This is a genomic window from Paraburkholderia sp. DD10, assembly GCF_049177125.1.
GTDB classification, from domain to species: domain Bacteria; phylum Pseudomonadota; class Gammaproteobacteria; order Burkholderiales; family Burkholderiaceae; genus Paraburkholderia; species Paraburkholderia terricola.
Genome location: NZ_CP185392.1, coordinates 1,733,589 through 1,754,372 on the forward strand (window position 1 = coordinate 1,733,589; position 20,784 = coordinate 1,754,372).

Genomic DNA, 20,784 nt, shown 5'->3' on the forward strand with positions numbered 1-20,784 from the left:
GGCCGCGCTTCGCAGGCACGCGTGATGCGCGTTTTTCATGGGGCGGCTCGCGAGCCTCGCACGCGAGTCCTCCCCACGCGTGGCACGCGAAGCAAGCCGCACTCGCGGCAACGCCGCTGCCGGCCGGCGCGGCGGGCATTGCAAGATGTGCAGCGAACCCGCATTTCTTTCAATCGGCTCCGCGCAGCCGGCATCACGCGCCGCGGCAGTGCGAGAACACTGCTTGCCATGCGCTTCACACTCCACTCGTTCAGGAGGTATCCATGCATCACGTCCACGAAATCATGTCGCGCGACGTCGTCAATGTGACACCCAACGACACCATTCAGCATGCCGCGGAATTGATGCGGCGCTACGACGTCGGATCGTTGCCGGTGTGCCAGAACCATCGGCTGATCGGCATGATCACCGATCGCGATCTCGCGGTGCGCGCGTTGTCCACCGGCTGCCCGGCGAACACGCCGGTACGCGATTTCGCCAGCACCGATGTGCAATGGTGTTTCGACGACGACGACGTCGACGCCGTCCAGCAACGCATGGCCACCGCGCAGGTGCGCCGCATGCCGGTGGTCGATCACGACAAGAACCTGGTCGGCGCGCTGTCGCTCGGCGACATCGCCACGCGGGCCGACAGCGCGTCGCGCGACGAGGTCGCCAACACGCTCGAAGGCGTTTCGCAACCCCGCATGCACTGAGAAGGAGAGACACATGGCACAGCATCCCAGTCACTCGCAGGACCATCGGCATCCCGGCCAGCCGAATCCGATCGAGGTGCAAAAGGCGCTGCACGGTGTCGACTATCCGACGACGCGCGAAAAACTGGTGGAAGCCGCACGCAGCAACGGCGCAAACCAGGACATCGTGGATCTCGTCGGTGAGTTGCCGGATAAGAACTACGACAGCCCGGCCGCGGTTTCCAAGCAACTGTCGCGCACGCAGTAGCTTGGACCCGGCACCAGGCTGATAAAAACAGAACCGGCGCATCGTCATGCGGCGATGCGCCGGTTTTTTTCTTCATGCCGCCATGCTGCGGCAATGCGCAAGCCAGTTAAATAATGGGCGACCCGCCGGTGACCGCGATCGTCGCGCCGGAAATGTAGCTGGCGTCATCGGAGGCGAGCATCACATAGGCCGCCGCGAGTTCGGCGGGCTGACCGGGGCGCTTCATCGGCACCTGCTGGCCGAATTTCTCGACTTTCTCGGCGGGCATCGTCGACGGAATCAGCGGTGTCCAGATCGGCCCGGGCGCCACGCAATTCGCGCGTATGCCCTTCTCGGCCAGCAATTGCGCGAGCCCGCCGGTGAAGTTCTGGATCGCGCCCTTGGTGGTCGCATAGGCGATCAAGCCGGGGTTCGGATGATCGGCGTTGATCGACGTGGTGTTGATGATCGAGGCGCCGGGCTTCATCTGCTTGACCGCCGCCCGCGTGATCCTGAACATCGCGCCGATGTTGGTATCGAAGGTCTTGTCCCACTCCTCGTCGCTGATCGCGTCGAGCGACGGGTAACTCATCTGGTACGCGGCATTGTTGACCAGCACATCGAGCCGGCCGAACGCCTCGACCGCGCGCCTGACGATCTCCTCGCAATGCTCGGGGCTCGTGATGTCGCCGCGCAGCAGCACCGCCTTGCGGCCCGCCTCTTCCACCCAGCGCGCGGCTTCGCGCGCGTCGTCGTCTTCGTTGAGATAAGAGATCAGCACGTCCGCGCCTTCGCGGGCGAACGCGATCGCCACGGCGCGGCCAATGCCACTGTCGCCGCCCGTGATGATCGCCGCCTTGCCGGCGAGACGGCCCGAGCCTTTATAGGATTTTTCGCCGTGGTCGGGCTGCGGTTTCATTTCCGCCGTGGTGCCGGGCGTGTGATCCTGTTGCTGCCTGGGAAACGGTGGCGTGGGACGTTGCGTGTCGGTCATGGCTATCTCCAGAGTGCGAATGAAGAGGCGCGGCGCGTCGTGAACCGGCGCGGCCGTTGTGTTGCACGCAGCAACCCACGGACCCGCGAGGGATCGCGCACGATGCGTTTCGAGCCAGGGGTTTTTGCCTAAGGGTATGCCGTCGCGAAGTGTGCCGCGAAATGTGCCGCGAAGTGTGAAGAAGCGCGCCGGGATGTGCCGCGTTGGTGGCGAAGTGTCCAACCGGGCCGGCATATCGACGTTGTGGTCGTGCATGAATCGGCTACTGCTCGCATGCGTGCCCATGCGTTTTTTCAAACGTTGCGCAACTTTACGGCGGCCCGGCCGCATGCAGCGCGGCCGCCGATTCGAGTACCCGCAGCAGGCGTTCCGGCGTCAACGGCTTCGCGCAGTGGGCGTCGAAACCCGCGGCTCGCGCGCGCGCCCGGTCGTCGCGCGAGGCGAAAGCGGTGCAGGCGATCAGCAGCATATGCGCGGTCAATGGATCGGCCCTTAGGCGGCGCGCCAGTTCGAGCCCGTCCAGGTCCGGCATCTTGATGTCCAGGACCACCGCGAAGGGCTGCCATTCGCAAGCCATCTCGCAGACCGCGAGCGGATCTTCGAGTGCGCGGCACTCGAAGCCGTCGGCGTTCAGCAGCATTTGCAACGCGTCGGCCGCTTCGCGGTAGTCGTCCACCACCAGCACGCGCCGGTGCGAGGCCATCGCGTACTGGATAGGCCGCCAGACCACCACGTCGTCGCTGTTGTCCATTCCTCGGTCGAGCGTCACTGTCTTCTCCCTGTGCTTGTTCTTCGGTCGCGCTCGAGCGGCGCTCGAGCAACCTGCGCGAGCGGTGCAAGATTCGCTCCCGCAGCGCGGCGAACCAGGCCGCTTGCCGCGCAACGTCCGCTGTTTTCCGACACGGTCTCGCAGCGCGCAGCCGGTACACGGTCCCACGAGGCACACGACACCACCATAGCGCAACGCGGGGAACGGCGTTTGCTGTTTTGCGCATGTCGATCCATCGCCCGCCGGCACCGGATCTCACCTCGGAGTTCTTATGAAACGCACATTCATCGTGCACGCGGCCCTTGCCGCGTGCATCGCGCAATCCCTTGTTTTCGCCGTTCCGGTCCACGCACAAACCGAAGCCGCCTCGACGACGACAGCCAATCCCCTGCCGGAAGCGGACAAGAAATTCGTCCAGGCCGCGTCGATGTCGAGTTCAACCGAAATCGACGCCGCGAAACTCGCCATGAGCCGCTCGAGCGATGGCGACGTGAAGAAATTCGCCGGCCACATGGCGGCCGATCATACGAAGCTGACCGTGCAACTCAAGATGGCCGCGCCGCGCGGCGTGAGCGTGCCGAAGGACAACTCCGACACGGCCCTTCTCGACAGCCTGCGTCCGTTGAAGGGCGCGGAGTTCGATACGGCCTACATTCAGAAGGTCGGCTTGCAGGGGCATAAGGAAGCGGTGTCCGCGTTTCAGGACGAAATCGCCAACGGCCAGGATGCGAAGCTGAAGAGCGCGGCGCAAAAGGCCTTGCCGACAATCGAGAAGCACTATCAGATGGCGCAGGACCTGGCGAAGAAGAAGAACGTCACGGCGCCGTAACACGCGATACGCGACGCCGGCGCGGTCGATCGCGCTGGCGTCTTTCGAACGCTTCGAAGCTCATCATGCCCACCTCGAAATCCGGACGATCGCGCTCCACCGCCGCGGGTGCCGATGCAGACGCCTCGGGCACAGCGGACGCCGCCGCGGACGTGCAACCGGATCAGCAACCCAGGTCGCTCGACGCGTGCCGTCGCTGCGCGCTATGGAAAAACGCGACGCAAGCCGTGCCCGGCGCGGGGCCGAAGCATGCGCCGATCATCCTCGTCGGCGAACAGCCCGGCGACAAGGAAGATCTGGCGGGCAAGCCGTTCGTCGGCCCGGCGGGCGCGCTGCTCGATCACGCGCTCGAGCAGGCCGGCGTCGCGCGGCATGACGTTTATGTGACCAACGCGGTCAAGCATTTCAAATGGACGCCGCGCGGCAAGCGGCGCATGCATAAGACGCCGGCCCAGCGCGAGATCGACGCCTGCGCTTACTGGCTCGAAAAGGAATTGCAGTCCACCGGCGCGCGCGTGATCGTGGCGCTGGGCGTCACCGCGTTGAAGGCCGTGCTGGAGGACAAGAACGTCCGCATGCAGGACGTGCTGGGCCGGCCGATCAAGCATGGCGAGTACAGCGTGGTGGCGACGTATCACCCTTCGTTTGCGTTGCGCGCGCCCGATCCGGAAACCCGCGAGCGTGCCTTCGCGGCGATTGTCGACGCGCTGCGGCAAGCGGGCAAGCTGGTGTGAACGTGGTACGAAAGCGATGCTTGCCGCTTGCTGCGCTTATTGCACTTATTGCGCGCGATCGTCGATGAAGCCCTTCAGCATCGCCAGCGTGTCGGCGTCGTCGATATGCTTGTCGGTGCGCCAGCGCAGCATGCGCGGAAAGCGCACCGCCACGCCCGACTTGTGACGCGGGCTCGCCTGAATCCCCTCGAAGCCGATTTCGAACACGAGCGTGGGCGTCACGCTGCGCACCGGGCCGAATTTCTCGACCGTGGTCTTGCGCACGATCGCATCCACCTGGCGCATTTCCTCGTCGGTGAGACCGGAATAGGCCTTCGCGAACGGCACGAGGGTACGCACGCCGTCCGCTTCATCCCACACCGCGAAGGTGAAGTCGGTATAGAGACTCGCGCGCCGGCCATGACCGCGCTGCGCGTAGACCAGCACCGCGTCCACCGCATACGGATCGATCTTCCATTTCCACCATGTGCCGGAGGCTTTCGTGCGGCCCACGCCGTACATCGAATCGCGCGCCTTGAGCATCAAGCCTTCGACGCCGCGCGTCCGGCTCTCTGCGCGCAGCGCGGCGAGCGTTTGCCAATCGGACGCGCGCACCAGCGGCGACACGCGCAACAGATCGCGCGCCAGGCTGCCGTCGACGGAAGCGGCCAGCGCATCGAGGCGCGCGCGCCGCTCGACGAGCGGCGTCATGCGCAGATCATCGCCCTGCGCTTCGAGCAGATCGTAGGCGAGCAAGGTGGTGGGCGAATCGGCCAACACTTTTTTCGTCAGCGTTTTACGCGCGATGCGCGGTTGCAGGCGCGCGAACGGCAACGGCGCCGTCGCGCCGGGCTCCCACGCGAGAATCTCGCCGTCGATCACGAAGCCGTCGGGCAACGCGTCGCCGAGCGCCGTGACCTCGGGAAAGCGCTCCGTGATCAGATCCTCGCCGCGCGACCACAACCACACGCGGCCCGCGCGTTTGACGAGTTGCGCGCGAATGCCGTCCCACTTCCATTCGATCAGCCATTGCATCGGCTCGCCGAGCGTCGCCGGGTCGGTCTGCAACGGATGCGCGAGAAAGAACGGATAAGGCAAGCCCGCATCGTCGTCATGCGCGGCATGATGCGCTTCTAGGCCTTGCCGCGCCTCTTCGCTGCCGCTCTCCGGAGCGATCAGGCGCAGATAACGCGCGGCGTCGGGTTTCTGCCGCGAGTCGGTCCAGCCCACCATGCGTTGCGCGATCCGTTTATGGTCGACGCCCGCCACTTCCGCGAGCGCGCGCACCACGAGTTGCCGCGCCACGCCGACCCGAAAGCCGCCGCCGATCAGCTTGGTCAGCAGAAACCGTCCGCCCCAATCGAGTTCGTCCCAGTAACCGAGCAAGCGCGTGCGCAATTCCTCCGGCGCGAGGCCGCGAAGCGTCAGCACGCGTTGCTCGATCCATTGCGTGAGGCCGAGTTCGGAACTGCGTTGCGCGGGCGGCAGGATATGGGCGATGGTTTCGGCGAGATCGCCCACCGCGTGATACGACTCCTCGAATAGCCACGGCGGCAAGCCGGCCCGCTCGCGGGCGATTTCGGTCAGCAGACGCGTGGGCACCGATTGACGCGGCTTGCCGCCGGCGAGAAAGTACGACGCCCATGCGGCGTCCTCCGGTTCGGCCGCCGAGAAATAGCTGTTGAGCGCTTCGAGTTTGTCGCGCGTCGAGGTGGTCGCGTCGAGCGCGGTATAGAGGGCGGCGAAGCGTTTCATGGGCCGCTCGTCGTGTTGTCGGCCGCGGGTCGGGCTTCGAGATCGGCCGCGTTCGGCGTGTCATCTCGTGTGGCTTGTGTGGCTTGCGTGGTTTGTGTGGCTTCCACCGGCGAGGCGCCGCTCGTCGCGGCCGTTTCGTCGCCGCCCGCGGCGTCGGCCTCCACCGTGTCGTCTCCGTATTGCGTGTCGAACGCGCCTGCTTCGAGACCCTGTTCGCGCAGCCAGCGCACCATCGGCTCGACCGAGCCATGCGTGACGATGACGCGCCCCGCGCCCGTCGCATGAATCGCGCTTTGCAGGCCGGGCCAATCGGCGTGATCCGACAGCACGAAGCCGCGATCGACGCCGCGCCGGCGCCGCGCGCCGCGCAAGCGCATCCAGCCCGACGCGAACGCGTCGCTATAGTCGCCGAAACGCCTGAGCCATGCGCTGCCTTGCGCGGACGGCGGCGCCACGATCAACGCCTGCCTGAAAGCGGCCTTGTCCCTCGCCGCTATTTCGCCGACGACGCGCACCGGCGGCAAGCGCACGCCCGCCTCGCGATACGCGCGATTGAGCGGCGCGATGGCGCCGTGACAGAAGATCGGTCCGATGGCGGCGTCGACGCTCGCCAGCACGCGCTGCGCCTTGCCGAACGAATAGCAGAACAGCACCGACGCGCGTCCTTGCGACGCGTTGTGACGCCACCATGAATCGATGCCGTCGAACACGGCTTGCGGCGCGTCCCAACGATAGATCGGCAAACCGAACGTCGACTCGGTGATGAACGTCTCGCAGCGCACCGGCTCGAACGCAGCGCAGGTCGGATCGGGGTCGAGCTTGTAGTCGCCCGATGCGACCCACACGCGGCCCTTGTGCTCGATCCTGAGTTGCGCCGAACCCAGCACATGTCCCGCCGGGTGAAGCGAGACGGTCGTGCCGTCGAAGTCGAGCCGCTCGCCATAGGCGAGCGTTTGCAGCGCGATGCCGGGCAAGCGCCACAGCAGCACGTTCGCGCCCGCTTGCGAGGCAAGGTAATGACGGTGCCCGAAGCGCGCGTGATCGGAATGGGCGTGCGTGATCACCGCCCGCTCGACCGGCCGCCAGGGATCGATATAAAAGTCGCCGCACGGGCAGTACAAACCTTCTGGCCGGGCGACCACGAGGTCGGGATCGTGCGGGTTTTCCGGCTTGTCAGACGCGTTGTTCAATGTATGGGATTCCGACAGACTCCAGGCAAGGTCGATGAAAGGCGCAGCAAATCGCATTCCCGCGACTGATGTCACGCGAGTCGAGTTCAGCCACGCGGGATGGCTGCGTTCTTGCTTACGGTACGACAACAAGCGCGCCCGCACCCGCTGCATGTCGGCGGGCTCCGCGACGCGCGTCGTGAGCGACCATGCGAACCATCATCGACGAACACGCGTTGTATGTGGCGAAACATCCCGGCACCTTCGTCCTGCAAACGCTGAAGGCATTTCGCGCGAATCAGGGCTTGCTGCTCGCCGGCGCGGTGGCGTATTACGCGCTGTTGTCGATCGTGCCGCTGATGATCCTGATCGTGATCGCGTTGTCGCGCGTGGTGCCGGAGCACACGTTGCTCACCGCGCTGGGTCATCTTTTGCAATGGCTGGTGCCGGGTCAATCGGGCGCGCTGGTGCGCGAACTCGCCCATTTCCTGGCGCACCGCGAGGTGGTCGGCTGGGTGTTGTTCCTGACGATGCTCTTCTTCAGCTCGCTCGCCTTTACGGTGCTGGAAAACGCGATGTCGCTGATTTTCGTGCATCGCGTGGTGATCCGCCGGCGGCACTTCCTGCTTTCCGCGCTGCTGCCCTATTGCTACATTCTCTTTCTCGGCGTGGGCTCGCTGATCGTCACGCTCGTGTCGAGCGGGCTCGACGTGATGGGGGCCGAAGCGGTCGATCTGTTCGGCACGCATGTTTCGTTGCAGGGATTCTCGCGCGTCGTCCTGTATCTGCTCGGCCTCGCCGGCGAGATTTTCGTGCTGACCTCGATCTACATGGTGATGCCGGTCGGGCGGCCCTCGCTCAAGCATGCGCTGCTCGGCGGGATCGTCGCGGCGCTCCTGTGGGAAATCACGCGGCATGTGCTGGTGTGGTACTTCGCGACGCTCTCGCAGGTGAGCGTGGTGTATGGGTCGCTGACGATGGCGATCGTCATCCTGTTCAGCCTCGAATGGCTGGCGACCTTGCTGCTGTTCGGCGCCCAGGTGATTTCGCAATACGAGCGCTTCGGGCTGGAACCGCCGGACGCGCCGCAGCCGCGCATCAAGACCGGTTGACTGGCGATCAGCGCGCCTCACCGCCGACGCGCCTCGCGGATCGGCAAGACTGCGGTAACATTCCGCGAATGCCGGGCCTCGCGTGGTCTCGCGCGGGTCTCCTACATTCACGTTTTATTCCGTGCACGTTCCAGGATCGAGCATGCTTTATTCCCTGCACGTCTCAGGACCCACCATGAGCATCCCCCAGTGCAGCGACATACCGGTTTCGGGCAGCGACGAGCGCGTCACGGTGCTTGAGCATGGCTTCGGCAGAACCATGCTGTCCGGGTAACGCGATGCACAGCATGGACCCGCCCTTGCCGTCCGCCGATGCGTTGTTCGAGCATGCCGCCTGCGGCCTGCTCGTCGCCGATCCCGACGGCCTCATCCTGCGCGTGAACGCCACGTTCTGCGACTGGCTGGGCTATGGCGCCGGGCAGCTCGCGGGAACCCGCCGCATCGGCGACCTGCTGAGCAGCGGCGGCAAGGTGCTCTACGAGACGCATTGGGCGCCGCTTCTGCGCACGCAGGGCTCGGTCGCCGAGATCAAGCTGAACATGATGCATCGCGACGGCCATACGGTGCCGATGCTGCTCAACGCGGTGCGCCGCCGTCATGGCGACGCGAGCTACCTCGAAGTCGCGGTGCTGGTCGTCGCGGATCGCCACAAGTACGAACAGGAATTGCTGCTGGCGCGCCGCAACGCGGAGGCGTCGGTGGCCGCGCATCAACTGGCGCGCAAGGAGTTGCAGGAAAGCCGCGACGTGCTGAGTCTCGCGATGCGCGGCGCGCGCATGGGCGCGTGGTCGCACGAGCCGAAGTCGGGCAAGTTCTGGTGGAGCCGCGAACTCGAAGCGCTCGCGGGATACGCCGAGGGGCGCTTCGCCAACATGCGCGGCGGCTTTTTCGAACTGATTCATCCGGGCGACCTCGCCGCGCTGAACGAGGCCGTCGACCGGGCGGTGGCAAGCGGCGACGATTACGTCGCGGAATTCCGCTTCCTGCATGCGAGCGGCGACTGGTGCTGGATGGAAGGCCGCGGCCGCGCCACTTACGACGAACGCGGCGAGCCGCTGACCATCTACGGCCTCGGCATCGACATTACCGAGCGCAAGGAAGCGCAGACCGTGCTGCTGCGCCAGGCGGCGATTTTCGAGCACCTGAGCGACGCGATCGTGATCACGGATCTGCGCGGCAACATCACCGATTTCAACGTGGGCGGCGAGCGCATGCTCGGCTATCGCATGGGCGAGATTCTCGGCAAGCCGGTCTCGATGTTCCACCCGCCGGAAGACGCGCTGCGCATTCGCCGCGAAGCGCTCGCCGCGCTCGCCGCCGAGGGCACGTGGCGCAGCGAACTGCCGTTCGTGCGGCGCGACGGCTCGCGCGGGGTCTGCGAAACCGTCGTCAAGCCGCTGGCGAACGCGCGTGGCGACGTTTACGGCGCGGTCAGCGTGAACCGCGACATTACCGAACGCAGACGCGCGGAGCAGCAACTCAAGCGGCTGAATCTCGAACTCTCGAAAGCCGATCGCCGCAAGGACGAATTTCTCGCCACGCTCGCGCACGAATTGCGCAATCCCCTCGCGCCGATGCGCAACGTGCTCGAAATCTTGCGCCTGAAGGAATTCGCCGATCCGCAACTGAACTGGTCGCGCGACGTGTTCGACCGGCAATTGCAGCACATGACGCATCTGGTGGACGATCTGCTGGAAGTCTCGCGCATCACGCAGGGCAAGCTCGAATTGCGCAAGCAGCGGCTCGAACTGGCGCGCTCGATGCAATCGGCAATGGAAGCGGCGCGGCCCACCGTGCAGGCCTCGTCGCATCATTTGAGCGTGACGTTGCCGCGCGAGCCGCTGTATCTCGACGCCGATCCCACGCGCCTGTCGCAGATGATTTTGAATCTGCTGAACAACGCGGCCAAATACACGCCGCCCGGCGGCAGCATCTCGCTCGCCGCCGAACGCGAGGGCGACCAGGCGGTGATCGTCGTACGCGATTCCGGCATCGGCATTCCGCCCGAGCATCTGGGCAGCGTGTTCGAAATGTTCTCGCAACTCGCGCCGGCGCTCGATCGCTCGCAAGGCGGCCTCGGCATCGGGCTTGCGCTGGTGCGCGGCCTCGCCGAACTGCACGGCGGCACGGTCGCGGCGTTCAGCAGCGGACCCGGCACCGGCAGCGAGTTCGTGATCCGCCTGCCGCTTTCGCACGCGCCGGCCGAGGCGAGCGACGGCGCGCCGCTCGAGACGGCGCCTCAGGCCGCGCTGCGCGTGGTGATCGTCGACGACAACGCGGACGCCGCCGACAGCCTCGCGATGGTGCTCGGACTGGAAGGCCACGAGGTTCGGACCGCCGGCGACGGCATGGCCGGCTTGGCCTTGATCCGCGAGTTCGGTCCGCAAGCGGTGATTCTGGATATCGGCTTGCCGCTGCTGAACGGTTACGAAGTGGCGCGGCGCATTCGCGACGAACACGAGGAAGCCGATATTCTGCTGATCGCGGTGACCGGGTGGGGCCAGCAGCAGGACAAGCAAACCGCGGTGGCGGCCGGCTTCGACCATCATTTCACCAAGCCGGTCGATCCGCGCGAGTTGCAACGGGTGATGACGCGGCAATCGGCTTGATCGGCTGCGGGCTTTCGGCGCATGCCTTACCGTCTCATCGCCTCACCGCCCCATTCAAGCGCCCGACACGTCGATGACGAGCTTGCCGCGCACGTGGCCCTTTTCGAGCCGCGCAAGCGCTTCGGCCGCCGCGTCGAACGGGAACGTGCCGGCCGTTTTCACCTGCACACGCCCCTTGTCGATCAACGCGCCGATTTCGGCGAGCTGTCTGCCGTTCGGCTGCGCGGTGTAGCGCTCGGCGCGCGCGCCGCGATCGGCGGCCTCGGTTTGCGAGGGTTCCGTGAGCGTCGAGATCAGCGCGCCGCCGTTCTTGAGCACCGTCCACGAGCGGCGCTGCGTCTCGCCGCCGATCAGATCGAACACCAGGTCGACGTCGCGCGCGGCGTCCTCGAAACGCTGCGCGCGATAGTCGATCACGTGATCCGCGCCGAGTGCGCGCACGAATTCGACGCCGTCGCCGGAAGCCGTGGCGAACACTTCCGCGCCCTTGACCTTGGCGAACTGCACGGCGAAGTGGCCGACGCCGCCCGAGCCCGCATGAATCAGCACGCGCTCGCCGGCTTCGAGACAGCCGTGATCGAACAGACCTTGCCACGCGGTGAGCGCGGCGAGCGGCACGGCGCCCGCGGTGACGAAATCGATCGTTGACGGACGGCGCGCGAGCGCGCCTCGATCCACCTTGACGAACTGCGCATACGCGCCCTGCCCTTGGCCGACGAAACCATAGACTTCGTCGCCCTCGCGCCAGTCCTTCACATTCGCGCCCGCGCGCGCGACCACGCCGGCGAAATCGCGGCCGAGCGTATAGGGCAGTTTGTCTTCGCGAATCGCCGGGTACTGGCCCTCGCGCGTCTTGATGTCGACCGGATTGACGCTGGCCGCGCGCACGCGCACCAGCACTTCATTCGCGCCCGGCTCGGGCACGTCGATCGCTTCGGCGATGAACACTTCGGGACCGCCGAAGCGGTGAATACGATAGGCACGCATCTGGCTCATGAGTGGCTCCTTGCAAGGCGGGTCGTCGCATGACGCGGTGGTGCGTGTGCGTGTGCGTGTGCGTGTGCGTGTCGCGGCGCTTGCGCGGCCCGTGGTTCATCTCACGGACCGCGCAAACCCCGTTCCTTGCAGCGGGCTTACGGTCTTGCGGTCTCGCGCGAGCGCACGCATCGCACCACGCTATCGCCCCTACTCCTGGCTGCGCTTCGACTGCACGCGCGCGATCTGCTGCTTCGCGGCCTCGTAGATGCGCTCCGGCGTGAAGCCGAATTTCTTCTTCAGATCGGCAAGCGGCGCGGAAGCGCCGAACGTATGCATCACCACCTGCGCGCCGAGCCGCCCGACGTAGCGGTCCCAGCCGAGCGTCGCGGCCTGCTCGACGGCCACGCGCGCGTCGAGGTCGGGCGGCAATACCGAGTCCTGATACGCCGCGTCCTGACGCTCGAAAATATCCCACGACGGCATCGACACCACGCGCGCCGCGATGCCTTCACTCCTGAGCTTCTCGTACACGTCGACGCATAGCGAAAGTTCGCTGCCCGTGGCCAGCAACATCACCTGCGGCTTCTCACCGCGAGGCGCGTCGGCGAGCACATACGCGCCCTTCCTAACCCCCTCGGCGGATGCATAGCGGCCGCGGTCGAGCGTCGGCAACGGCTGGCGCGACACGACGATGCATGACGGCCGCCGCGGATTCGACAGCGCCACGCGCCAGGCTTCGGCTACTTCGTTGGCGTCGCCGGGACGCAGCACGGTCAGCCCCGGCACGCCGCGCAGCGACGCGAGCTGCTCGATCGGCTGATGCGTCGGACCGTCCTCGCCGACGCCGATCGAATCGTGCGTGAACACGTAGATCGACGGCACTTCCATGATCGCCGAGAGGCGGATCGGCGGCTTCATGTAGTCGCTGAAAATCAGGAAGGTCGAACCGAACGGCCGCAGATTCGACAACGCGAGACCGTTCACCACCGCGCCCATCGCATGTTCGCGAATGCCGAAGTGCAGATTGCGCCCGCCATAGTTGTCATGCTCGAAACTGCCTGCGCCCTCGAACTTCAGATTGGTCTTGGTCGACGGCGCGAGGTCGGCCGCGCCGCCGATCATCCACGGCACGCGCGCGGCAATCGCGTTCAGCACCTTGCCCGACGATTCGCGCGACGCGACGCCCTTAGCGTCGGCGTCGAAGGTGGGAATGCCGCTGTCCCAGCCTTCGGGCAACTCGTGCGCCTGCATCTGCGCGAATTCGCGCGACAGCTCGGGATACTGTTTGCCATACGCGTCGTATCGCGCCTGCCATTGCTCGCGCGCCGCCTTGCCGCGCGCGCCGATGCCTTGCGCGAAACGTTCGTGCACGCCATCCGGCACGTAGAAGAATTTGTCCTCGGGCCAGCCGTAGAACTTCTTGGCGAGCGCCACTTCGTCCACGCCGAGCGCCTCGCCGTGCGCGGCCGCGGTGTCCTGCTTGTTGGGCGCGCCCCAGCCGATGATGCTGTTGACCACGATCAGCGTCGGCCTGTCCGTGACGCTTTTCGCCTCCACCAGCGCGGCTTCGAACGCGGCGGCGTCGTTCGCGTCGTTCACATGCAGCGTGTGCCACTGGTAGCCGCGAAACCGGCTCTCCACGTCGTCGCTGTAGGCGAGATCGGTGTGGCCTTCGATGGTCACGCGATTGCTGTCGTAGATCCAGATCAGGTTCGACAGCTTCAGATGACCGGCCAGCGACGCGGCTTCGTGCGAGATGCCTTCCATCATGTCGCCGTCGCCGCACAGTGCATAGACGCGGTAATCGAACAGCGGCGCATCGGGCTTGTTGAAACGGTTCTCGTACCAGCGCCCCGCCATCGCCATGCCGACGCTGTTGCCGAGCCCCTGGCCGAGCGGTCCCGTCGTGGTTTCGACGCCGGTGGTCATCCGGTATTCGGGGTGGCCGGGCGTCCTGCTGTCGATCTGGCGAAAGCGCTCGATGTCGTCGAGCGAGACGGCGGGCGAGCCGGTCGGCTTGCCGTGCTCGTCCACGGCCTTGACGTTGGCCAGATGCAGCAGCGAATACAGCAGCATCGACGCATGCCCCACCGACAGCACGAAGCGGTCGCGGTTCGGCCACAGCGGCTCGTCCGGGTCATAACGCAAATGGTGCTGCCACAGATGATAGGCAACCGGGGCGAGCGCCATCGGCGTGCCGGGGTGGCCGGAATTGGCCTTTTGCACGGCGTCCATCGATAGCGTGCGGATCGTGTTGATGCACAACTGATCGAGGGCGGGATCGTTTTGCATGAGGACACTCCTTGTTCGGCGATTGAGAACCTGGCCGGCATGCGCGGCGTCGGTGCGTTCGGCGCGGCGTGTTCGTGGAAGCACGCGCGAGGCGCCGCGGCCGGCTTACGGGTGTGATGCGCGGTGTAGATGCGGGTGTGATGCGCCGATGATGCGCCGATACGCCGAAATGCGCAGCGTGCGTGACATGCGGCACCGCGTTCGTTCGATGATCGGCGCCGGGTCTTTCAGACGGCTCGCGGCCTGGGGCGGTCGCTGCGATCCGCGTTCGGCATTGTCTCGGCCTGCGCGATGTCCCGCGCCTTCACTTCTCCCTTCACCTGTCCTTCACTTACGCGCCAGGCGATTTCCGCCCGCATCAAGCCGCGTGCAGCCAGTGTTCGAGCAGCGGGCCATGCTTGCCGTCGACCGGGTCCATCGCGGGGAACGGCAAGGCGTCCATGACCGCCTGTTCGTCGGGTGTGAGCGCTTCGCGGCGAATGTCCCACTGCTGGCCGCGCGGATAGCCGCCCACCACCTTGAACTGGCGCTCGAACGATTGCATGCAATGGCCGGTGCCGGCGGGCAGCAACAGCGCGTCGCCCGCGGCGATCGTCACCAGCCTGCCGCCTGGTCCGCCCACGATGACTTCCGCCGAGCCGTCGGCGACGCCGAGCACCTCGTGCGCCGTCGCGTGGAAATGGTGGTAGTCAAAAATGCGGTCGCGCCATTGCGGCGGCCATTCGTTGCGCTCGAAGAGGATCTCGAAGGCCGCGGCGAGATCGCCGGTGTGCGGCGACAGCGCGTGGCGATAAATCACGACCGGCAGCTTGCGGTTGTTCGGCACCCAGTCGTGCGGTTCCAGCATGAAGGCTTCGTACTCGGTTTTGACCGCGTCGAAGCCGTGCTTCGAATCGTTGAACATGGTTAGCTCCTGTGCGTGCTGATGCGGTGGCGCGCTGGCTCTCGGGGGTCGGCTGGGAGTCCGGGTCGAGTTCGGTCTACGCGTCGAGTTCGGCTACGCGCGATGGCGCTTGCGCGGATCGCAAGCTTACGGACCTCGTGGCGCATTGCGCCATGAGCTTCCGCGCGTTGCGACTTGCGGCCGTGCGTCCTCGTGCGCTTGCGCGATTCGCATCACGCGGGGTGTGCGCGCGCAACCGTTGCCGCGCCGCATAAAGCAGGCCTGACCGCGCGCGAACGCGCGACGCGCGAACACCTGCGAGTTCACGCGCCGCTGGACTGCACGATTGCATTGCCGCGCCAGTGAAATTTGCAAACCGATTTGCAAACCGGGCTGCAAACCGGTCACATCAACCGGCGCGGTCCGCGCGTCACTGCGCCCTCAGCCGCCGCCGATGCCTTGCAGCACTTTCCCCGTGCCGCCGCATACGGTGCATTGCTCCCCTTCCACCTTGCCGGTGCCGTGACAGGCGCGGCAGATGTCCTCGCCCACGCCGGGCGCGTCAGGCGGTGCTTCGTCGCCGGGATTGAGCGGCTCGTTGTCCTGTTGCATCAGTTTCTCCATGTGGTGTTTGCCTGCATGCGACGGCGCGCCGCGCCGGCGTGTCAGCTCTTGCGGTGCGACGCGTGTCCGCCGCCGCCCGGCGGTTCCGCATGCTCGCCGGTGCCAAGCGGCACCTCCGCGGTTTGCTTCGGACGCTCGCTCGAACGCCGCGGATTGGTCTGCTTCGCCACGTCCGTTTGCTCGACCGGCTCGATGCCTAGCGGACTCGGCTCGACGTACTGCGTGCCGCTCGGCTTCGCGCGCGGCTTCGCATCGGATGCCGCGCCGGGTGCATTGCGGCTCTGGCCGGATTTGCTGTCGTGCGTATCGTGCATATCGTGCGTATCGCGCATCTCGCCCTCCTCGAATCGGCTCCATTGGCAGTGCAGCAACATCCGGTCCCTCTCCGCGATGCGTGCCGTGCAGCGTTAACGCGGCGACCTGGCACGGCTGTTGCGGCATAAAACGAGGGAGGTCCGTAGTCGTTTTTTGTAAAAAGGAGATCCTCATGAGCATCATGACGATTCGCGTGTCCGATAACGAGGTGCAAGTCGAACGAACGGTGTACACGTTCACGCAGAAGAGCGACGCCGACGCGTTCCAGCGCTGCCTCGCCGATACTTCGATCGACAACTGCTATAAGAGCCATCCGCCTGTGTCGGTGCGGCCCACGCCGCCGGGCGAGCGTCCTGACGATCCCGGCCGCGACAGCACCATCTCGCCGTCGCTCGGCGGGATGCCTTGAATGCCGGTTTGAACGGCGGCCAGCGGGGCCGCGCTTCGACGCGGCGCGCAACGTATCACTTCTCAGGAGCCGCGCGATCCGCGGCCACGATCTCGCGACCGTAGTCGATCGCGGCGCGGCGCGCCTCGTCGGCGGTCGCATACGGGCCGATCTCCGGCGCGCCGTCGAACGGAAACAGCACCTTCCGGTCCGCTTTCCTGACGACCTTTAGTCCGCCCACGTAGCGGCCGTCGCCGGTTCCGTGATAGCTCGCGTAGATCTCGAAATCGTCGTCGGCAACGTCGGCCTTATGTCGCGCCATGTGTGATTTCCCTTATCCCTGCACCTTCGGCGCGTCACGTTATCGTGGGCGGCGCGGTTCGTGCGAACGGTTCGGACGAATAGGCGAGCCGCACCGCGTATGGGGTTTCCAGCAACACGTGTTCCACGCGATGCGAGCCGATGCCTTAGCGAGCCGATGCCTTATCTAGCGTGGCGATCGCGCTATAGCCGCTATGGCACGAGGGTTGCGAGACAGAGTGCGGACATCGAATCCGCCTGGCTCGTGTTGCCGGTTCGAGTCCGGTCCCCGGCACCGGACGTCAACGCGAGCCCGACCGCACGTCACGGAGGTAGACCATGAAGTTGCCCAGCACGCGCTCGATGCGGAGGCTGCGATTGCATGTACCGACGCCGCCGGAAATCGATCCCGAAACGCCGCCGCCGCCGAACATCGATCCCGATCCGCCGCCCACGCCCGAGGATGATCCCTCGCACGATCCGCCCGAAGGCGATCCACCCGTCAAGCCGCCGCCCATGCGCGCGAGCCCGGCCGGAGCCGGCCGATTGCGGCGCGCTCGCAACTTGCGAAGCCGCACTTCATGCGGGCTCGCCGATCGGCAATAGAAAAGGCGCGCCGGATCGAACCGGCGCGCCTTTCAAATGCCGCACACATCGTGAATCGATATCGACCGATTCACGCTCGCTTCAACTTCAACTTCAATCTCAACGCAGCTTCGCGACGTCCTTCTCGCTCACTCGCGTCGTCGACGGATTACCGAACTGCGTCGTCACGTAGTTGGTGAGCGCGGCGATCTGCGCATCGTTCAACTGCGTCGCGAAGGCCGGCATGCCGACATCGCTGTCCGCGGTCTTGCGCTGCACGCCGTGCAAAATCACCTGCACGAGATTGACCGGGTTGGATGCGCCCACCGTCGAGTTATGCAATAGCGGCGGATAGTAGCCGTCCGGTGTGCCCTTGCCGTGCGCCTGGTGGCAGGTCGCGCAATTGCCGAGGTACAGGCGCGCCGGGTCGAGCGTACCGTCGCTCGACGCGACACCGCGCAAACGCGCGACGTCCGTCGACGGTTTGCCCCACGCGCTGCGCGAGCGCGTGCCGCCGTCGCTCACCGCCGGCACCGTGCGCACGTAGGTTGCGATCGCGTCGATGTCGGCGCCGGTCATCTTCGAGAAGCTGTGCTCCACAGCTTCGCCCATCGGCCCGGCGGCCTGCGCGAGACCCGGCACGCTGCCGGTTTGCAGATACTGCACGAGCTGCGCATGAGTCCACGCGCCGATGCCGCTGTCAGCCGAGGAAGTGATGTTGTAGCCGTCCCATCCCGCCAGCACCGAACCGCCGAGGAAGCCGCCGCCGGTCTCGTCGAGCGCCTTCTCCTGCATGCCGAAGCCGCGCGGCGTGTGACAGGTGCTGCAATGCGCGAGACCTTGCACGAGATACGCGCCGCGATTCCATTCGGCGCTCCGGTTCGGCCTGGCTTCGTAGGGGCCGCTCTTCAGGAACAGCCAGTTCCATACCGTCAGCGGCCAGCGCATGTTGAGCGGCCACGGAATGTCGCTCGCGCGCGTGGCCGCGTTCAACGGCGCGACGCCGTAGCGGAAGTACGCGTAGAGCGCCTTCACGTCGTCGTCGCTGACCTTTGCGTAGGACACGTAGGGCATGGCCGGATACAGATTGTGGCCGTCCTTCGAGACGCCACGGCGCAGCGCGCGGTCGAAATCAGCGAGCGTCCATGTGCCGATGCCCGTTTGCGGATCGGGCGTGATGTTGCTCGAATAGACCGTGCCGAGCATCGGCACCTTGAGCGGCAGGCCGCCGGCGAACGGCTTGCCCTTCGCCGTGCTGTGGCAGGCCATGCAATCGCCGGCCGTCGCGAGGTACTCGCCGCGCTTGATCAGCGCCGTGTCGTTGCTGTTTACCGCGTTGGCCGACGTATCGGCATGCGCGAATGCGGGCAGAGCCAGAGCGCCGGCCAGCAGCCAGAAAAAGGTTTTTTTCAGCACGTTCAAACTTCCTTCTTCAACTGGTCGGCCATGCGAAGCGCCAGGGCGGCAATGGTCAGCGTCACGTTGACGGTGCCCACCGTCGGCATCGTCGCGCTGCTGGAGATGAACAGGTTCGGGTGGTCGAAGGTGCGGCAATGCTTGTCGACCACCGAATCGCGCGGATCACTGCCCATGATCGTCGCGCCCGTGATGTGGTTGTTCGGCGCGAAATCGTCCTGGTACTCGATGTCCGTGCCGCCCAACACCTTCGCCGCGTTGGCGTAGACCTCCTTCGTATGCGCCGCGCCGCGCTTCACGTAATCGTCGATGCGATAGGTGATCTCCGGGCGCGGGATGCCGATCGCATCCGTCTCGGTCCTGCTCGGCACGATGCGGTTTTCCGGCGCGGGCAGGATTTCGTGGAAGCAGTCGAATTCGACGAAACGCGCCGAGCGGTCGCGAATCCGGGCGTCGAGTTCGGCCGGCTTGATCAGCTTGCCTTGCTTGAAAATGTTGCGCGTTTCCTGATCGACGCGCGACAGGTTCGACAGGTGGATTTTCTTGGCGGCTTCGGTGGCGCGAAACGCGCCGTCGCGAAAGCCGATCAGTGAGGTCATTTCCTGCGGGCCGCGGCCCGGCCACAGCTTTTCGTCCGCGTAGAACGTGACGCCGGTGCCGGGGTGGTCCATCAGATTACGGCCCACCATGTCGGAACTGTTGCCCACGCCGTTCGGAAAATCGTGGCTGGTGGACATCAGCATGATCTTCGGCGTCTCGATGCCGTTCGCGGCGAGCACGAAATACTTGCCCTCCACGCGATGCTCGTTGCCTTGCGGGTCCTTGTACAACGCCGCGGCGATGCGCTTGTCCGCGCCGACTTCGAGCTTGTACACCACCGCGTTGTCGATCAGCCTCGCGCCGGCCTGCTCGGCCTTTTCCACATGCACGATGCCGTTGTACATCGCGCCGATCGGGCAGATCGGCATGCAGTTGTTGTTGCCGCAGCAGGTCGGGCGGCCGTCGTACGGACGGCTGTTGCGCGCGACCGGCTCGGTCACGACGTGATACCGCGAGTCGAATGCGTTGAGCTTGCTCTTGATGGTCTGCTCGTTGTACGAGAGCGGCAGCGGCGCCATCGGATACGGCTGGCTGCGCGGCGAGCCGAGTTCCTCGTCTGTCGGGCCCCATACGCCGAGTTCCTCTTCGGCGCGCTGGTAGTACGGCTCCAGTTCCTCGTATTGCATCGGCCAGTCGCGGCCCACGCCGTACACGGTCTTCATCCTGAAGTCGTTCGGCATGAAGCGCCATGCGGACGCGGCCCAGTGCCACGTCGTGCCGCCCACCGCGCGAATGTACTGCGAGTTGAATTTGTGCTCGCCCTTGAGGATCAGGTAGTCGTTGGGCGGACCGTACTCGGGATGCGGCGCCCATTGGCTCGACGGATACGGCGCCATGAAATCCATCTTGTCGGTCTGATTGCGAAAGCGCTCGACGATTTCCCAGCGCGGCATGCGCGGCCCGGCTTCGAGCAGGATCACGGACTTGCCCGCGAGCGCCATTTGATGCGCGACGATCGCGCCCGCCACGCCGGAGCCCACGACGACGACATCGGCCTGGCTGGTTTGTTGTGCTTTATCGGCCATGCTCAAGCTTGCCTTTCGATCGGTTTAGCCGCCCAGAAACCGGGCTTGTTGGGGCAGTAGGAACGGATGATCAGCGTGTCGGAGACCACCTCGAACATCAGCGCCTGCTCGTAGGTGATCACGACGTTGTCGACCGTGCCGAGATACCACGCTTCCATGATCTTCAGCGCGAGCGCTTGCTGGGCCGCGTCGGCGGAGTTCGAGGCCAGCGCGCCCGCCAGCTTCGGCAATTGCCGCGCGAGATCCGGCGTGGACTTTTGCAACGCGGCGAGAAGGCGCGTGCCGACCTCGCGATCGAGACCGGACTTCGCGCTCAGCGCTTGCGACAGGGTCATGAAGGCGTCGAGGGGGGCGGCGGACGAATCGTCGGCGAGCGCCTTGAGTGTGAGGGAGCCGGTGAGGCCCGCCGCCGTGATGGCCAGCGCGCCCTGGAGCCAGCGACGGCGCGTCATCGCCGACGGCTCACCGCGCGCGGCGTCGGCCCCGAGGGAAGCGTCCGGGTGGGAC

At 65.8% G+C, this 20,784-nt stretch carries 21 protein-coding genes; 8 read left to right on the plus strand and 13 right to left on the minus strand.

Annotation, left to right across the window (positions count from 1 at the left end):
• Positions 1 to 263: 263 nt before the first annotated feature.
• A complete protein-coding gene (locus ACOCG7_RS07880; protein WP_073428423.1) occupies positions 264 to 695 on the plus strand; it encodes a CBS domain-containing protein in 432 nt (143 codons plus the stop codon).
• A 13-nt stretch (positions 696 to 708) separates the two neighbouring features.
• Positions 709 to 942, plus strand: a complete 234-nt coding sequence (locus ACOCG7_RS07885) for a DUF2795 domain-containing protein (RefSeq protein ID WP_073428424.1) — start codon at positions 709 to 711, stop codon at positions 940 to 942.
• A 106-nt stretch (positions 943 to 1,048) separates the two neighbouring features.
• Here ACOCG7_RS07885 and ACOCG7_RS07890 read toward each other — a convergent pair whose 3' ends face one another.
• Both ACOCG7_RS07890 and ACOCG7_RS07895 read right to left on the minus strand, forming a co-directional pair.
• A complete protein-coding gene (locus ACOCG7_RS07890) occupies positions 1,049 to 1,915 on the minus strand; it encodes an SDR family oxidoreductase (protein WP_073428425.1) in 867 nt (288 codons plus the stop codon).
• 310 nt (positions 1,916 to 2,225) lie between these two features.
• Positions 2,226 to 2,684, minus strand: a complete 459-nt coding sequence (locus tag ACOCG7_RS07895; protein ID WP_083082420.1) for a response regulator — start codon at positions 2,682 to 2,684, stop codon at positions 2,226 to 2,228.
• Between the two features lie 271 nt (positions 2,685 to 2,955).
• Here ACOCG7_RS07895 and ACOCG7_RS07900 point away from each other — a divergent pair, with 271 nt between their 5' ends.
• Positions 2,956 to 3,513: a DUF4142 domain-containing protein gene (locus tag ACOCG7_RS07900; protein WP_073428427.1), complete on the plus strand. Its 558-nt coding sequence runs from the start codon at positions 2,956 to 2,958 to the stop codon at positions 3,511 to 3,513.
• 65 nt (positions 3,514 to 3,578) lie between these two features.
• Positions 3,579 to 4,247 (plus strand): UdgX family uracil-DNA binding protein, encoded by a 669-nt coding sequence (locus ACOCG7_RS07905; protein WP_073428428.1) that lies wholly within the window; start codon positions 3,579 to 3,581, stop codon positions 4,245 to 4,247.
• Positions 4,248 to 4,292: 45 nt separating this feature from the next.
• Here ACOCG7_RS07905 and ACOCG7_RS07910 read toward each other — a convergent pair whose 3' ends face one another.
• Both ACOCG7_RS07910 and ACOCG7_RS07915 read right to left on the minus strand, forming a co-directional pair.
• Positions 4,293 to 5,981, minus strand: coding sequence for an ATP-dependent DNA ligase (locus ACOCG7_RS07910; RefSeq protein WP_073428429.1), 1,689 nt, complete (start codon positions 5,979 to 5,981; stop codon positions 4,293 to 4,295).
• Positions 5,978 to 7,171: a ligase-associated DNA damage response exonuclease gene (locus ACOCG7_RS07915; protein ID WP_073428430.1), complete on the minus strand. Its 1,194-nt coding sequence runs from the start codon at positions 7,169 to 7,171 to the stop codon at positions 5,978 to 5,980. Before ACOCG7_RS07915 ends, ACOCG7_RS07910 begins: the two co-directional genes overlap by 4 nt.
• A 188-nt stretch (positions 7,172 to 7,359) precedes the next feature.
• On the opposite strand from ACOCG7_RS07915, the gene ACOCG7_RS07920 reads away from it, so the two are divergent.
• Together ACOCG7_RS07920 and ACOCG7_RS07925 are read left to right on the plus strand one after the other, a co-directional pair.
• Positions 7,360 to 8,262 (plus strand): YihY/virulence factor BrkB family protein, encoded by a 903-nt coding sequence (locus ACOCG7_RS07920; protein ID WP_073428431.1) that lies wholly within the window; start codon positions 7,360 to 7,362, stop codon positions 8,260 to 8,262.
• A 287-nt stretch (positions 8,263 to 8,549) separates the two neighbouring features.
• Positions 8,550 to 10,871, plus strand: coding sequence for a PAS domain-containing sensor histidine kinase (locus tag ACOCG7_RS07925; protein WP_227470543.1), 2,322 nt, complete (start codon positions 8,550 to 8,552; stop codon positions 10,869 to 10,871).
• Positions 10,872 to 10,925: 54 nt separating this feature from the next.
• Here the strand turns inward: ACOCG7_RS07925 and ACOCG7_RS07930 are convergent, their stop codons facing one another.
• The 5 genes from ACOCG7_RS07930 to ACOCG7_RS07950 form a co-directional block, all read right to left on the minus strand.
• Complete coding sequence (locus ACOCG7_RS07930; protein ID WP_073428433.1) at positions 10,926 to 11,867, minus strand: NADP-dependent oxidoreductase; 942 nt, start codon at positions 11,865 to 11,867, stop codon at positions 10,926 to 10,928.
• Positions 11,868 to 12,056: 189 nt separating this feature from the next.
• Positions 12,057 to 14,141, minus strand: a complete 2,085-nt coding sequence (tkt, locus tag ACOCG7_RS07935; protein WP_421375031.1) for a transketolase — start codon at positions 14,139 to 14,141, stop codon at positions 12,057 to 12,059.
• A gap of 358 nt (positions 14,142 to 14,499) precedes the next feature.
• Entirely contained in the window at positions 14,500 to 15,045 is a 546-nt protein-coding gene (locus ACOCG7_RS07940) for a cupin (RefSeq protein WP_073428435.1), read from the minus strand.
• A gap of 420 nt (positions 15,046 to 15,465) precedes the next feature.
• Entirely contained in the window at positions 15,466 to 15,636 is a 171-nt protein-coding gene (locus ACOCG7_RS07945) for a hypothetical protein (RefSeq protein ID WP_167363277.1), read from the minus strand.
• A 53-nt stretch (positions 15,637 to 15,689) separates the two neighbouring features.
• Complete coding sequence (locus ACOCG7_RS07950; protein ID WP_073428493.1) at positions 15,690 to 15,962, minus strand: hypothetical protein; 273 nt, start codon at positions 15,960 to 15,962, stop codon at positions 15,690 to 15,692.
• Between the two features lie 173 nt (positions 15,963 to 16,135).
• On the opposite strand from ACOCG7_RS07950, the gene ACOCG7_RS07955 reads away from it, so the two are divergent.
• Complete coding sequence (locus ACOCG7_RS07955; protein WP_073428438.1) at positions 16,136 to 16,372, plus strand: hypothetical protein; 237 nt, start codon at positions 16,136 to 16,138, stop codon at positions 16,370 to 16,372.
• A gap of 55 nt (positions 16,373 to 16,427) precedes the next feature.
• Here ACOCG7_RS07955 and ACOCG7_RS07960 read toward each other — a convergent pair whose 3' ends face one another.
• On the minus strand, positions 16,428 to 16,673 hold the full coding sequence (locus tag ACOCG7_RS07960; protein WP_073428439.1) for a DUF6723 family protein: 246 nt from the start codon (positions 16,671 to 16,673) through the stop codon (positions 16,428 to 16,430).
• A gap of 317 nt (positions 16,674 to 16,990) precedes the next feature.
• Here ACOCG7_RS07960 and ACOCG7_RS07965 point away from each other — a divergent pair, with 317 nt between their 5' ends.
• A complete protein-coding gene (locus ACOCG7_RS07965) occupies positions 16,991 to 17,257 on the plus strand; it encodes a hypothetical protein (protein WP_073428440.1) in 267 nt (88 codons plus the stop codon).
• 99 nt (positions 17,258 to 17,356) lie between these two features.
• Here the strand turns inward: ACOCG7_RS07965 and ACOCG7_RS07970 are convergent, their stop codons facing one another.
• The 3 genes from ACOCG7_RS07970 to ACOCG7_RS07980 are packed head-to-tail and all read right to left on the minus strand — an operon-like array spanning position 17,357 to position 20,729.
• The gene (locus ACOCG7_RS07970; protein WP_421375034.1) at positions 17,357 to 18,652 is read right to left on the minus strand and encodes a c-type cytochrome; all 1,296 of its coding nucleotides are present in this window, start codon (positions 18,650 to 18,652) and stop codon (positions 17,357 to 17,359) included.
• A gap of 2 nt (positions 18,653 to 18,654) precedes the next feature.
• Entirely contained in the window at positions 18,655 to 20,277 is a 1,623-nt protein-coding gene (locus ACOCG7_RS07975; RefSeq protein WP_073428441.1) for a GMC family oxidoreductase, read from the minus strand.
• A 2-nt stretch (positions 20,278 to 20,279) separates the two neighbouring features.
• Positions 20,280 to 20,729, minus strand: a complete 450-nt coding sequence (locus ACOCG7_RS07980) for a sugar dehydrogenase complex small subunit (protein ID WP_083082424.1) — start codon at positions 20,727 to 20,729, stop codon at positions 20,280 to 20,282.
• Between the last annotated feature and the right edge of the window lie 55 nt (positions 20,730 to 20,784).

Excerpts from the sequence above, each read along its gene's own strand:
- ACOCG7_RS07880 (WP_073428423.1), top strand. The coding sequence starts at position 264 with ATGCATCACGTCCACGAAATCATGTCGCGCGACGTCGTCAATGTGACA.
- ACOCG7_RS07885 (WP_073428424.1), top strand. The coding sequence starts at position 709 with ATGGCACAGCATCCCAGTCACTCGCAGGACCATCGGCATCCCGGCCAG.
- ACOCG7_RS07890 (WP_073428425.1), bottom strand. The coding sequence starts at position 1,915 with ATGACCGACACGCAACGTCCCACGCCACCGTTTCCCAGGCAGCAACAG.
- ACOCG7_RS07900 (WP_073428427.1), top strand. The coding sequence starts at position 2,956 with ATGAAACGCACATTCATCGTGCACGCGGCCCTTGCCGCGTGCATCGCG.
- ACOCG7_RS07905 (WP_073428428.1), top strand. The coding sequence starts at position 3,579 with ATGCCCACCTCGAAATCCGGACGATCGCGCTCCACCGCCGCGGGTGCC.
- ACOCG7_RS07910 (WP_073428429.1), bottom strand. The coding sequence starts at position 5,981 with ATGAAACGCTTCGCCGCCCTCTATACCGCGCTCGACGCGACCACCTCG.
- ACOCG7_RS07920 (WP_073428431.1), top strand. The coding sequence starts at position 7,360 with ATGCGAACCATCATCGACGAACACGCGTTGTATGTGGCGAAACATCCC.
- ACOCG7_RS07925 (WP_227470543.1), top strand. The coding sequence starts at position 8,550 with ATGGACCCGCCCTTGCCGTCCGCCGATGCGTTGTTCGAGCATGCCGCC.
- ACOCG7_RS07930 (WP_073428433.1), bottom strand. The coding sequence starts at position 11,867 with ATGAGCCAGATGCGTGCCTATCGTATTCACCGCTTCGGCGGTCCCGAA.
- tkt (WP_421375031.1), bottom strand. The coding sequence starts at position 14,141 with ATGCAAAACGATCCCGCCCTCGATCAGTTGTGCATCAACACGATCCGC.
- ACOCG7_RS07940 (WP_073428435.1), bottom strand. The coding sequence starts at position 15,045 with ATGTTCAACGATTCGAAGCACGGCTTCGACGCGGTCAAAACCGAGTAC.
- ACOCG7_RS07945 (WP_167363277.1), bottom strand. The coding sequence starts at position 15,636 with ATGCAACAGGACAACGAGCCGCTCAATCCCGGCGACGAAGCACCGCCT.
- ACOCG7_RS07950 (WP_073428493.1), bottom strand. The coding sequence starts at position 15,962 with ATGCACGATACGCACGACAGCAAATCCGGCCAGAGCCGCAATGCACCC.
- ACOCG7_RS07955 (WP_073428438.1), top strand. The coding sequence starts at position 16,136 with ATGAGCATCATGACGATTCGCGTGTCCGATAACGAGGTGCAAGTCGAA.
- ACOCG7_RS07960 (WP_073428439.1), bottom strand. The coding sequence starts at position 16,673 with ATGGCGCGACATAAGGCCGACGTTGCCGACGACGATTTCGAGATCTAC.
- ACOCG7_RS07965 (WP_073428440.1), top strand. The coding sequence starts at position 16,991 with ATGAAGTTGCCCAGCACGCGCTCGATGCGGAGGCTGCGATTGCATGTA.
- ACOCG7_RS07975 (WP_073428441.1), bottom strand. The coding sequence starts at position 20,277 with ATGGCCGATAAAGCACAACAAACCAGCCAGGCCGATGTCGTCGTCGTG.
- ACOCG7_RS07980 (WP_083082424.1), bottom strand. The coding sequence starts at position 20,729 with ATGACGCGCCGTCGCTGGCTCCAGGGCGCGCTGGCCATCACGGCGGCG.